The organism is Marinobacter sp. LQ44 (assembly GCF_001447155.2).
Taxonomy (GTDB): Bacteria; Pseudomonadota; Gammaproteobacteria; order Pseudomonadales; family Oleiphilaceae; genus Marinobacter.
Window position 1 is genome coordinate 3,089,196 of the sequence record NZ_CP014754.1, and the last position, 12,203, is coordinate 3,101,398.

Genomic DNA, 12,203 nt, shown 5'->3' on the forward strand with positions numbered 1-12,203 from the left:
CTAATGTCAGATCGGGTTGAAGTACTCTGCGCCACCGAGACCGGGTAATGGAATAAATTTGGTTGGGCCATTATTGCCATTGCGACAGGCCGCATCGTGGCTGTCGGTGGATATGGCTGCTGCTGGGTCACGGTCCGTTTGCGTGTTGTTCTCATCCACATGCACGCGAGTCGTTTCCTGCGAATTGCCGTCCAACAGGAAACTGACACCCGCTACCAGGGGTGCGCTGGGTGTAGAGGAATAGCCAATGGTGGCATTGGTTGGGCAATCCAGCCGCGCTTGGTCTGATCTGCCTCGCAAGAAGCTCGCTTCGTCTCCAACAAACTCGAAGTCTGCAGTAATGAACTTATCATTGCCACCGTTCGACAGGGTTTCGATAAAGAGCGTTTCGGCATCCTCACCACTACCGAATACGATAGAGGTAGTTTCGGCATTTTCATCACCGCGGTAGGGTGATTCGACATACAACTTGTAGATGTCATCTGGCGTGTTGTTACCCAACTCAGTCGGGGCTACGAAAACAGACGCAAAGTTGTTGAATTTCACCTGCGATGCCGTGCCACCATTGGGTGTGGTAATGATTCTCAGGCTCGGCGCATCAAAGGCATACATGCCTTTAAAGTTATTATCGGCTAAGCGCTGTTTGAAAAACCGGCTACGATTTGGATTGGCGTACTCAAAACTGTTCAGCGCATTTTGTTGTGCTTGGGAAAACTCTCCAAAGACGTGAGTGTCGGTAAAACCAAACGCTAAATTGTAGTTATTGTTGTTAAGGGTGATGTCGACCGGCGTGCTTTCTTCACGACCGCCGTTGCCGAAACTGAAGACAAGTTACTTGCCAAAACCTACCGAGATAACTTTTCCACTCTTTGGCTCTACCAACAATTCATCGCCATCCCAATTAAAAAGCTTTACGTTATCATCCTTGGCAACGATTGATGTATATGGACTATCATCATACACATGCTTCCGTTTTTCGATCACCCAAGCAATACTCCCATCCTCCCTGACTCCAAATACGTTCTCGTTAAAATACGCACCCGGATCAGGTTCAATTCGGACTACAAGGATAGCGTCAAACACTACCACTTCTGCTATTGGCCATTGAAACGGCACCTCAATACCCGATGGTTTTATTTTCAATACGTTCTTCGTAGCTGAATAATTAATCGTCATGGTAATGGCCTCATGTTTTGGAACGCAGAAGATGGAAGTCGCTGTAACAATTCGTATTGAATTGCACCACCTGAACCCCAGTCAGGTTGCGCCCCAACTGTCCCTACTCGAATATTAGTTCCTGGGGGAACATGAACATCAGACACAAAATTCGGTAGTTCTGGTAGCGCAAACTTATCTTGTATTTGCAGAGGTGTTAACCCTTCGATTTCCTGTTGGCGCATCATCCATGATCTAGCTTGGTTACCCTCGCCATGCACACGTGCAAATACCCTTTCTTGCTCAAGGACAATATCCCTAGCGCGTGTACCTTCCGCATAAGGAGGAAGGTTTCCTTTTGCAAGATGGGGAGCGTTTGCTTCGTCAGCTGACAATGGCCCTGTCAGATTTTTGTTTAGAACACCCTCTCCACCACCAATGCTCTTTTGAAAAACCAAATACAACGGCTCAATCCCACTATCCTTCGGAAAACTTACGATCAGCTCGACCTGATCCTCAAACGGCCGCTGGTATCCGGGTGGCGAGTGTTCCTGGCCATCCTCCTTAATCGGTGTCACCAGAATGCTGTAGGGATCAATACCGGAATCCGCCGGGTATTCGGTGCTCACTACCGGGCGGTGGCCGCTGTCATCCGGGTACCACACGAGGGTGAAGTCGTCATCAACCACCACTTCAAAATTCTCGCCCTTGAGCTCTGCGTGAGCAACCGGAACCCGGTCTTTGTATCCGGTGCTGTCATTAACGTGATAACCAGCCACCCGGAGGTTTCCGGTGGCATCCACGTGCAGATGAAAACGCACCCGAATGGCCGCCTCAGCCATTTCAAGGAGTTCTTCCTCGGTGTACAGGGTGCTGTCGCCCAGCTTGGATGGCCAGAGTGCCAAAAGTACTGTGCTGGCAGCCGTACTCATTACGCTGGCACCAATACGCGCCGCCATAGCCCAGCCTTTTGCCAGTCTCATTGCCGAGCCGGAGATCAGGCCCAGCGGCCGCAAGCCGTTTGCACCGGGGCTGGTGACGGTGGCGGGGGCAAGCATCGCAAGGGTGCCGAAGTTGCTGGCTTTTTCCTCGCCCTCATTACTGTCGGTATCCCCGGAGGGCCGGGTGCAGGACTTGGCAAACACTTTGGGGCCCAAGGGCGGAAGCCCAAAGTTTTCCGAGATCACCACCGGCGGGGGTAGAGGCTCGGGGGGTGGCTCAATCACCGGGCGTTCCGGCGTGTAGTCGAGCTTGGGCGGTGGTGGCAGGCTATCGGAATGAGCGTAGGCGGTGCCTCTGGAAGGAAACGCTTGCCGGTCACCAAAGCGTTTTTCGAAGGCCGTGACGGCATTCTCTGCAATGGCTGCAGAGGTGCTTTCCGTGGGAACAATGCGCCCGGATACCAACCTGAAAACAGGAACCGCAGGGATCTCTTTGAGCAACACCAACTCGCCACTGGCAAGCTGGTCTCTTAATCGGGCAGGGGTGAAACTGGAACTCGGAAGGTAGCTGGCCAGCTCCTTATCGGAGTATTGGTCCCAGCCACCCTCGATCATCAACGCTTCGTGAAGCGCAAGCGAGTGCGGGTCTGCTATTTTGGTCACGTCCGTGTTTCCACAAAGTATTAATCGGCACAATCCATGCCTGAAGTGTTAGTAAATCTACCGGAATTGCCAGTCAAATCCAAGCCAGCATTGAGTAGGTTATGGGGGCAATGGGAGACCGTTCTTACTTATCGATGGGCTCAGGTCGCGATCTGGCCTTCAGCGCCCTTTGGCAGCAATGTCTTGGGGCGCTGTCGTTTGTGTTCGCTGTGGGCTGGCACAGGCGATGACCGGGAGGCCGCCAGCGGCGGTGGTGGGTAATCGTGCCGCTTGCGCCAGCTGCGCTACACCTTGATCGGGCCGAACATTCCGGTGTAGATGAGCGAGTTCCAAATCTTCTTGATGGCCTGCCCAGTCTCTTGGTTGACGAATAGTGAGGAACGGGCACCGTGGGGGCTGCCTAGCAGGTAGTAGCGCATTGACTCCCAGGTTTCTGCCAATTCGGACCACCTCCAGCAGGGAAGCTCCTGTTCAAGTATCAGGGGCATCGCTATGGAGAGGGGTATGGTTCCGTCCATATTGAGCGCCCTATTCCATTCACACTTCACCAGGACGGGAGTTGCGTCAGGCATGTACAGCTTCACGTCTAGCTTTTCGGCCGTGATATTGGCCACAGGGTGGGGTGGTAATGCGTTCACTGACTCAATGACTTTCTCGGCCTTCCCGCTTGCAGTGTAGGGGCAAGTGATGAAGCCGTTGCGGAAGAGCCGGGTATGGTCAAGGCCGTTGTAGCCACATTGGGCGCTTGGTGTGGTCTCTGGGATACGACTGTCGTGGTTACAGACCAGTGGGTGCCAAGTCGGGTAGGTGTCAACAACCGGACCAAGCTCATCCACGATGTCCATGAGCGCTTCCCTACTGCGCATCCTGACGGACTCATCGGAGTCTCTTGGCCTTGGTACAAGGTAGGCTTCTACTTGCTCGTACCCGATGCGTGCTGCTTCGTCTGCTCTAAATGCCATGGTTCACCTCTCAATCATGAGTGCTCTCGCGCGGTATATGGTATCTTTGCATGAAAAAAGAATTTCATGCAAGGCTTCAGTGGTTCGTGTGTCATGACGGCGATGTAATCGCATGTAAGCATGGCGCAGCGGCTTAAATTTCAGGCAAAGAAAAAGCCCCAGACCGCTTGGTGTGGAGCTTTGTGTGGTGGGCCCACCTGGACTCGAGCCAGCGACCAAAATTCAAGTGCGGCCGATTCAACGAATCCGACGCCCCCTTAGTCCAGGGCCCTTCGGCCTAAATGGTATCTTCAGGCAGCGGTTTTATCGAGACCGCGCTTATAGTGCCGGGTTTGGAAGGGGAGTAGGGCTTTCATAAACGGCCTGAGATCGTGATCGAGCCCCCAGGATTGGGCCAGCCCGTCGACACGGGCCCGGGACAAACGTTCAGGAAGGCTCGCCTTCGCATCAGAGGCGACGGTTTGCAGTTCCTTCTTCTGTTCGGCACTCAGGCAGTTGAACCTGGATAAACGGTCAACCAGATAGCCGGCCAGGCGTCGCTCTTCCAGGGGCAACCCTGAAAGCGTCGGGACATAGCCCTGATGCCAGACTTCAAGGGCTGCTTTTACAACCTCTTGGTCTGTCACACGGTCGAGTCCTTTGTGTGCGACGTTAAGTAAGGAAGTCATGAAATGTCCGCGTTGATCACTTTGTATACGTTTTTATAACGTGGGTGATATTCCCTGTCAATCTGTCGAGGTTACCTGGAAAGTACTTACGGGCCTCCTCGGCGCGGTATTTGAACTCCTCGATGGAGAGTCCATGGTCAAACAGCGTGTGTATATCGTCGATGTCCTGGTCTCCATAGCGCCCGAGTTTCGAAATAGCCAGGTCCACTTTTTGAACCAGGTAGACCCAGACCGGTGAGTCTTCCTCGTTCCGGTTAAGCCAAATGGCGTCTTCCTGGTAATCCTCATGTAGCGGCGCGAGGGTCGGAGTGAAATTCGGATCGAATACGATAGAGGAAGGGCCGGTTTCCGGATCATCAAAAAAGACTTCATCCAGGGCAAGAACCAGCTCATTGGGAGAAATCCTGTCCATCGCTTCGAGCTCTATATCCAGGTCACTGCTACCACGAGCGTTAGTATGGAGATGGAGAGCACAGCCGCCGAAAATATACGCCTTACAGCTACCAGGCTTGGCCCCTCGGTCTTCCAGGAAGTCAGCCAGGTTATCGAACATTTCGAAAATGGCCTTCGCCATTGGTGTGTCCCTGTATATTTCGGTCATGGATACCCCCGTATATCAGCCTGGAAGCATAACAGAACCTCAGAGTCGTATCGTCTAGGTTAGCCGTAAAAAGCGCCGCTGACGTTTGGTTGACACCTAACGGGGAGAGGGTTATCGGAAGTGGTAATGACACCATAATGTGGCCGCAGTTTGTCACCATAAATTGGCCGCGTTGAACCGAGGTTGTTTGCTAACGACGCCAGTTCCAACGTGGCGCTTTTAAACAAAAGCGAACGTTCGCGCACCTCGGTTCGATAAATCTGCCTATCTTTTCGTAGTGTCCGCAGTGACGGGGTAGAGCCTCAAGAGGTCGATTGGTTCAGAAGCTAATCCCTTTGGCTTTTTGTTCCAATGTCTCCCTCATGTAGAGATGCAATGAGCGGGCACGCGATGCTGTCCGGCCGTGCGTGGCATTGACTGACCATGTCGCTCAGAGCCTTCTCAATTTTGACCAGCCTTTCGATCTTTTCACGCACATCCTTCAGCTTGTGCTCGGCGAGCGCACTGGCTTCCTGACAGTGAGTGCCATCTTCCAACCTTAAAAGGTCGCCGACCTCGTCGAGACTGAAACCCAGCTGCTGCGCCGTTTTAACAAATGTCAGCCGATCAATATCGGCGGAACCGTAGCGTCGAATACCACCTAGAGGTCGTTTGGGTTCCGACAACAGACCTCGCCGCTGGTAATAGCGGATCGTCTCGACATTTACATTGGCCGCCTTGGCCAAGCCGCCAATAGTCAGTGAACTGGCTTTAACCGACATACTGCTTGACTCCGTACTTGACTACGGAAGTAACCTTATCGCATCGAGTCCATGGGCAACAGGTGTCAGCGTCATGTCGAAATTCAAATCTAAATCCGGAGGTGCTTCTCTCGCTGTCGGGGGCATGGCTGGACTTCTCGCCTCGGCGTGCTGTCTCGGGCCATTGGTACTTATCACTCTGGGCGTTTCCGGTGCCTGGATCGGCAACCTGACAGCTTTGGAGCCCTATCGACCGCTGTTCATTGGCGCGGCCACCGTCGCCATGTTCTTTGCCTGGCGACGAATCTATCGCCCTGTAGAGCAATGCTCACCCGGTGAAACGTGTGCGATCCCTCAAGTCCGAAAGACCTATAAGGTGATCTTTTGGGTAGTTACGGCTCTGGTACTGGTCGCATTAGTGTTCCCTTACATTTTGCCTCTATTCTACTAAACGGAGATTTTTCTCATGCGTAAACAGTTTGTACTTGCCATGTTCCTCACTTTGCTCAGCATGTCCTCCTGGGCTGCGTCTCAAACAGTAACTCTCTCGGTGCCTGACATGACCTGTGCCGCGTGTCCGATCACCGTCAAGTTGGCCTTAAGTAAGGTGGAAGGGGTGTCGCAAGTTTCCGTGAGCTACCCTGATCGAGAAGCCGTCGTCACCTTTAACGATGCGCTCACTTCCATAGAGGCGCTCACCGAGGCCACGAGCGACGCTGGTTACCCCTCCACTCCCACGGCCTCAGAGGCGACTCCGGAGGGGCAATGAAGAATCCGAAGAACCTGCTCAGGGTCGGCATAGTAGGGTAGGGACTATTCTGGTTGCACTATGCTGCTTCACACCGATTCTGGTCATTTTGATGGCCACCGTGGGACTGGCCGCCCTGACGGGCTATCTCGACTATGTGCTTCTTCCGGCACTGGCGGTATTCATCGGCCTGACGGTTTATGCGTTCTGGCGGAAAAAGCACTATGACGCCAGCTACGAGAGCAACTTCAAAGCTCCAAGGAGTTTCCCGAGTGAAAAATGACAACAAACTGCATATTGCGGTAATCGGCAGTGGTGGTGCCGCCATGGCGGCTGCCCTGAAGGCAACAGAGCGCGGTGCCCGCGTCACCCTGATTGAACGTGGGACTGTCGGCGGCACCTGCGTAAATGTTGGCTGCGTGCCCTCGAAGATTATGATTCGTGCAGCACATATCGCGCACCTGCGAAAAGAAAGCCCGTTTGACGCGGGCATCAGTGCTGAGGCTCCTCAGGTAGACCGAGCAAAACTGCTTCAGCAACAGCAGGCACGAGTGGAGGAGCTGCGTGACACCAAGTACGAAAAGATACTTCGAGAACACAAGGACATCACAGTCCTGAACGGTGAGGCCCGGTTTGTCGATACCAATAGCCTGGTAGTCACGCTGGCTGAGGGTGGTGAAAAACCGGTTCATTTTGATCGCGCCTTTATTGGAACCGGAGCCAGACCGGCAGAGCCGCCAATAACGGGGCTGGCAGACACTCCTTACCTGACATCAACCAGTGCCTTGGCGCTGGATACCGTTCCCAAACGGCTGATCGTGATTGGTGCCGGTTTCGTTTCCTTGGAATTGGCTCAGGCATTCGACAGACTCGGCAGCAAGGTTACCGTTTTAGCCCGGAGCCGTGTGTTGTCCAGCGAAGATCCTACGATCGGAGAGGCCATAGAGGCGGCTTTTAAACGGGAAGGGATTGAGGTGCTTCGCCAGACCACGCCCAGCAACGTGGACTATAGCGACAACGAGTTTATCGTCGAGACGCCTGCCGGCACCTTGCGAGCCGACCAACTACTGGTGGCGACCGGTCGAACGCCCAATACCGAGGCCCTGAACCTGGCGAGCATTGGCGTGGAAACTTCACGCGGCGCAATTCAGGTGGATGAGCATCTGCAAACCACGGTCACCGGAATATACGCTGCTGGTGACTGCACCAATCAACCGCAGTTTGTCTATGTCGCAGCTGCCGCAGGCAGCCGAGCCGCCGTCAACATGACGGGAGGCGAGGCCAAACTCGACCTCAGTGCCATGCCCGGGGTCATGTTCACCGATCCTCAAGTCGCCACCGTTGGCCTCACTGAAGCCGAAGCAGTTGCTCGGGGTTATAGCGTGGACACCAGGCTGCTCGACTTGGAAAACGTGCCGCGTGCGCTAGTAAACTTTGACACCCATGGATTTATTAAAATGGTAGCAGAGCGCAGCACAGGCCGTTTGCTCGGGGTGCAGGTTGTCGCAGCGGAAGGCGGTGAAATTATCCAAACGGCAGTGATGGCGTTACGAGCAGGTTTGACCGTTCAGGAAATCGGCGATGACTTGTTCCCTTATCTGACCATGGTTGAAGGACTCAAACTCTGTGCGCAAACGTTCACCAAGGATGTAAAGCAGTTGTCCTGCTGTGCCGGTTAATCGCTCCGGCTCTGGTCAACGCGAGCACTGTCCAAAATTTGAACGTTCGCTTTGTGACCTTAACGTAACGCCGATTATGCGCAGTGTACTTGGGAGACCACCAGAGCCTGAAGCGGGTTCCAGGGCACGTCCTTGTGCCGACTTCGTTATTTTTTCTTCCGAGACGGTTTACTCTTTTCACCGACGGTTTCCCGCGGGTGTTTCTTGGCAAAGGTCTCGGTTACATAACGGCCTGTTACAGCGCTTCGGTATTTTTTGGACATGCGTCACCTCACATCAATGAAAAGATTCTAGCGATGCCCAGGGATGCCCTCGGCATCATCCTCATTTAGCGGTTTGGCCAACTCCGGAAATGGGCGCAAACACGCTGAAGCGTGCCGTTGACCATTCGGAAGTAGGCTCGAACGTAGACAGCGGGTCTGATGACCATGGCTGATCTCCTGTACGAGATAGCCAGTGAGGTGACGGTAAGAGGCGTTACGATCACGGGACGATAGATCCAAAGGGTATTGGCATACAAGCGTCTCGTTTTGTACTATTCTCAACCCATCAGTCTTACTGGCTGTGTGGATATAGGTAGGGGGTTATTCTTGGCGGAAGGCCCCTACCGCTTGGTAAAACCTCAGGGCTTCGGTCCTGGGGTTTTTTATCGCCTAAAGAAAGGCGATGGACTGATGATACTTGCCTTTGGCCACTTCGTCAGCCTACTTACCAAACAGACTCACAATATTGTGTTATCCAATATTTTCATTAAAAAAACATATGGTTATATTGATTTTTCTAATTTCTATTTAAAAAATCAATGAGTACTGCCAAGTACAATAGGATGAATGATTGGGCGGCAAGTTTTTCTGCCGTTTCAGACCGGTCTTCGATGATGTGAGGGTGCTCCTTTAATGCGACTAGGAGGGGTCAGACATCGGCAGATCCTGATACGGTAATGAGAAGCATCGGCCAGAAAGGCCGGAGAATAGTCAGGGCAGGATTCAAGCCTTTCGTCGGTCGCAGGCTACTGAGCATGTATATAAGGGCGGGGTACTGCCCGACTCCAACGCCATTATCAGGCCCTTACCTATGAATGGACCGCCAGGCCGATTCCGCAAACTGTTCCCGATACTCGAGGGGTGACGTCTGGATCCGCCCGGAAAGCCAGGCCCTGCAAAAGTTCTCCGCCGGCCCGATGATCAGAGATGGAAGCAATTCCTGGCATTGAATAATCTCATTCGCGCCGGAATCCAGCCTGAATAACACCTCCCTCAGCTCACGGTAGTTTTCAATATTGCGCTCTCTGAGTTGCTGCTGATGTGGCCCTTTAGCCACAGCGGATCGTGCCTGAAAAAGGAAACGAGCCCACTCCGGGTAACTCGTTACCCAGTCCACATAACTTTTAACGATAACGTGGACAGCTTCTTTCAGTGTTTCCACCGTCTCCAGAGCTGATGTCAGTTTCGCTCTCTGATTATCCTGCGCACAGAAGAATAGGGCGCTCAGAATGCCTTCTTTGTTTCCGAAATGATGGTAGATAGCACCAACACTGGCGCCACACCGAACCTTGATGGTGTCGATGGTCGTGGCTTCCACGCCAAGCTCATTGAAGCAAGCCAGGGCGTTCTCAAGAATGTTCCGCTTCAGCGCAGATCTGCGCCCTGGGAACGGCTTTTCGAGAATATCGTCGTCAGGCATAAAGGGCTCTTGCTCATTCCTGTATCGATTAATACGGCAGTTTACTCCTTGACAGCCCCTCCATAAACAGAACATTATTCTTTTACAGAATATTATTCTGTTTAGTAACTTGTCGCTACCAAATATCATGGAGATCACGATTTATGAGCCAAGCACTCGCAGCATTCAACGCCTTTGGTGCCGAAAGTTTTTCCAGCATGATGTGTCAGCAAGCGCCTTACTTCAGCACTATCCAGCCAACGCTTGTCGAATTGAAGCAAGGCTACGCCGAGGCGAAGGTGCCATTCAGGAAGGAAATCACAAACCACCTGGGAACGGTCCACGCCATTGCCATGTGCAACGCCGCCGAGTTAGTCGCTGGCCTGATGACTGATGCGACAATTCCGAGCGGTGCCCGATGGATTCCTCAGTCAATGAGCGTGAATTACCTGGCCAAAGCGAAAACCGACCTGCGCGCGATCGCAAACGGAGAAGGAATTGACTGGGATAGTGCGGGGCAAAAAATCGTTCCGGTTTCTGTCATCGACGAAGACGGGCAAACGGTATTCACTGCAGAAATCACCATGAACGTAAAACTGGGGTAATAGATATTTGAATGCCGGGTTTATGGCCCGGCAGCCTCTCTAAAATATGCATCCATAATGAAGCGTACGCCGTATAACCCCTCACGATTTGATGGGGGAAAAACCATGATAAAAGCAGTTCTGCAAACCGCCACATTTCTTGGCGCAATTTCTTGTTTTGGGTTGGTAAATGCGACGGAGACGAGAACCCCTCTGGTTCCGCTTCCCTCTGTCGTTGATTTTACCGATGGCGATGGCTGGGGTGTTGGGCTTGGCCTGGGCGTTGAGTATGAGACGGCTTATGAGGGTTCAGACGAGTTCGAGCTTGAGGTCGATCCGGCTGGGGGTGTTCAGTGGCGAACGGGTGACCACCTTTTTTTCTGGGCAGGTGAGGCCATTGGGTGGCGAACACTGGCCAGGGATGCCTGGTTGATTCAAGCCTCGGTAGGCTACGAAGAAGGCCGGGAAGAGGGTGATTCCGAGGATGGCAGACTGGATGGCCTGGGTGAATCAAGTTCTGGAGCGGCAGTGTTGCTTGAGGTGCGTCACGCTCTTGCAGAAAACTGGCGTTACTTCCTTGATGGTCGTGTTTCAGCGGGAGAGATCGGTACGTTGGGGGTTTTCGGCGCAGGAACCTGCCTTGCTTGCCAGCCTGATGGCACTGGATGGGAAATTGGCGCGGCTGCAACGTTCCACGATGGCAAGTTAGCCAACCGGGACTTTGGTGTGAACACCCGGCAATCGATAGATTCAGGTCTTCCAGAAACCGACGTTGATAGCGGGTATCGTTCGACGGGGGTCAATGTTAATTACCGGAACTACCTGAACAAGAACTGGCAGATCTTCGGCGAAGCTCTTTACGAAGTTTATGGGAGTGACGTCTCAGATAGCCCGATATCCCGGAATGATTATGAAGCGGAGATTGGTGTTGGCTTCATTTATGTTTTTTGATGCGCCTTAATAGAATGATGGTACCAATTCAGCCGAAGGCGAAACTGGAAATGAATACAACGCAAAGCAGGCCGTCAGCCTGCTTTGCGTCTGCGTGAAGATAGGAATTAGTGCCCCTGCCCTCCAGCAGCGCCATGCACGCCCTCTATATAGTGAATGTAATTGACGTAGTCAGCGACAAAGGCACGCCCCTTATCGCCGCTTTGATCAGCCATGGCCCTTGCACGCTGAGCCTCATGATAACGCTCACGAATACCGTTCTCGATCTTGCGGGTTATATTTGCCACGAGGCGATCAATTTGCCCGTTTTCCAACGCCGCATCCGCCGCCATTAAACCCGGATCAATCTGTCCGGAAGGCTTGATGCCGGTAAAGGGTGCGCCTTCGGAGGCACGATGAACCTCAACGAGCGTCGAGAACAGATGCTGATCGGCAATGTTTTTCGCAGTTTCGCTTTGCCCGCGGACTTGGCGCACATCGGCGAATACCCTTTTGATTTCGGCCTCATCCTTTGCCGGCACCCATTTGAGCAAGGGCTTAACATTGCCTGACTCCAGTGCCGCACGGGCTTCGGTAATCACGGGACCGTCCAGAGCATCACAATGAGCTTGGGCGCTACCGGCAAACATCAGGCTGAAGATTGCTGCGGCCACTGCGGGAACAGCGGTTTTGCGTAATTTGGTTTTCATACATGACCTCTTCATATTGCGTTGAGCTTCACGAGCACCGGGTTTGGTGGCGTTTCGCAATCAGAGTACGGAAGGGAGGCCAAAGAATCGTTCGCAAGTACGAAACCGAACCGATTCCATGGTTTGGAAATAAAATATATAATTCAAAAGGATAGAGGTT

At 53.0% G+C, this 12,203-nt stretch carries 14 protein-coding genes and 1 pseudogene; 6 read left to right on the forward strand and 9 right to left on the reverse strand.

What is annotated here, in order from left to right; translation table 11 throughout:
* Positions 1 to 6: 6 nt before the first annotated feature.
* The 7 genes from ASQ50_RS14095 to merR form a co-directional block, all read right to left on the reverse strand.
* Positions 7 to 612, reverse strand: a complete 606-nt coding sequence (locus tag ASQ50_RS14095; protein WP_058090673.1) for a hypothetical protein — start codon at positions 610 to 612, stop codon at positions 7 to 9.
* 219 nt (positions 613 to 831) lie between these two features.
* Positions 832 to 1,176 carry a hypothetical protein gene (locus tag ASQ50_RS14100; RefSeq protein ID WP_058090674.1) on the reverse strand — a complete coding sequence of 115 codons (345 nt, stop codon included), beginning with the start codon at positions 1,174 to 1,176 and terminating at the stop codon, positions 832 to 834.
* The gene (locus ASQ50_RS14105; RefSeq protein ID WP_058090675.1) at positions 1,173 to 2,759 is read right to left on the reverse strand and encodes an S-type pyocin domain-containing protein; all 1,587 of its coding nucleotides are present in this window, start codon (positions 2,757 to 2,759) and stop codon (positions 1,173 to 1,175) included. Before ASQ50_RS14105 ends, ASQ50_RS14100 begins: the two co-directional genes overlap by 4 nt.
* Before the next feature lie 284 nt (positions 2,760 to 3,043).
* Positions 3,044 to 3,721 carry a hypothetical protein gene (locus ASQ50_RS14110; protein ID WP_058090676.1) on the reverse strand — a complete coding sequence of 226 codons (678 nt, stop codon included), beginning with the start codon at positions 3,719 to 3,721 and terminating at the stop codon, positions 3,044 to 3,046.
* A 290-nt stretch (positions 3,722 to 4,011) separates the two neighbouring features.
* A complete protein-coding gene (locus tag ASQ50_RS14115; RefSeq protein WP_058090677.1) occupies positions 4,012 to 4,347 on the reverse strand; it encodes a hypothetical protein in 336 nt (111 codons plus the stop codon).
* Positions 4,348 to 4,405: 58 nt separating this feature from the next.
* Positions 4,406 to 4,963: a DUF6036 family nucleotidyltransferase gene (locus ASQ50_RS14120; RefSeq protein ID WP_156510018.1), complete on the reverse strand. Its 558-nt coding sequence runs from the start codon at positions 4,961 to 4,963 to the stop codon at positions 4,406 to 4,408.
* A gap of 353 nt (positions 4,964 to 5,316) precedes the next feature.
* Positions 5,317 to 5,751 (reverse strand): Hg(II)-responsive transcriptional regulator, encoded by a 435-nt coding sequence (gene merR, locus ASQ50_RS14125; RefSeq protein ID WP_011783479.1) that lies wholly within the window; start codon positions 5,749 to 5,751, stop codon positions 5,317 to 5,319.
* Positions 5,752 to 5,824: 73 nt separating this feature from the next.
* On the opposite strand from merR, the gene merT reads away from it, so the two are divergent.
* The 4 genes and pseudogenes from merT to merA all read left to right on the forward strand — a co-directional run bounded on the left by merT (position 5,825) and on the right by merA (position 8,157).
* Complete coding sequence (gene merT / locus ASQ50_RS14130; RefSeq protein WP_011783480.1) at positions 5,825 to 6,181, forward strand: mercuric ion transporter MerT; 357 nt, start codon at positions 5,825 to 5,827, stop codon at positions 6,179 to 6,181.
* A gap of 15 nt (positions 6,182 to 6,196) precedes the next feature.
* The gene (gene merP / locus ASQ50_RS14135; RefSeq protein ID WP_011783481.1) at positions 6,197 to 6,499 is read left to right on the forward strand and encodes a mercury resistance system periplasmic binding protein MerP; all 303 of its coding nucleotides are present in this window, start codon (positions 6,197 to 6,199) and stop codon (positions 6,497 to 6,499) included.
* Positions 6,496 to 6,761 (forward strand): annotated as a pseudogene (merF, locus tag ASQ50_RS14140) (mercury resistance system transport protein MerF). Before merP ends, merF begins: the two are co-directional and overlap by 4 nt.
* The gene (gene merA, locus ASQ50_RS14145) at positions 6,703 to 8,157 is read left to right on the forward strand and encodes a mercury(II) reductase (protein ID WP_206769573.1); all 1,455 of its coding nucleotides are present in this window, start codon (positions 6,703 to 6,705) and stop codon (positions 8,155 to 8,157) included. The pseudogene merF and the gene merA overlap by 59 nt, the downstream one beginning before the upstream one ends.
* A 1,068-nt stretch (positions 8,158 to 9,225) precedes the next feature.
* Here the strand turns inward: merA and ASQ50_RS14150 are convergent.
* Positions 9,226 to 9,840 (reverse strand): TetR/AcrR family transcriptional regulator, encoded by a 615-nt coding sequence (locus tag ASQ50_RS14150; RefSeq protein ID WP_058090679.1) that lies wholly within the window; start codon positions 9,838 to 9,840, stop codon positions 9,226 to 9,228.
* Between the two features lie 143 nt (positions 9,841 to 9,983).
* Between ASQ50_RS14150 and ASQ50_RS14155 the strand changes: the two genes are divergently transcribed.
* Complete coding sequence (locus tag ASQ50_RS14155; protein WP_022989543.1) at positions 9,984 to 10,424, forward strand: hotdog fold domain-containing protein; 441 nt, start codon at positions 9,984 to 9,986, stop codon at positions 10,422 to 10,424.
* Positions 10,425 to 10,529: 105 nt separating this feature from the next.
* A complete protein-coding gene (locus tag ASQ50_RS14160) occupies positions 10,530 to 11,354 on the forward strand; it encodes a MipA/OmpV family protein (protein WP_058090680.1) in 825 nt (274 codons plus the stop codon).
* A 107-nt stretch (positions 11,355 to 11,461) separates the two neighbouring features.
* Here the strand turns inward: ASQ50_RS14160 and ASQ50_RS14165 are convergent, their stop codons facing one another.
* Complete coding sequence (locus tag ASQ50_RS14165; protein WP_022989541.1) at positions 11,462 to 12,043, reverse strand: DUF6448 family protein; 582 nt, start codon at positions 12,041 to 12,043, stop codon at positions 11,462 to 11,464.
* Positions 12,044 to 12,203: the final 160 nt, after the last annotated feature.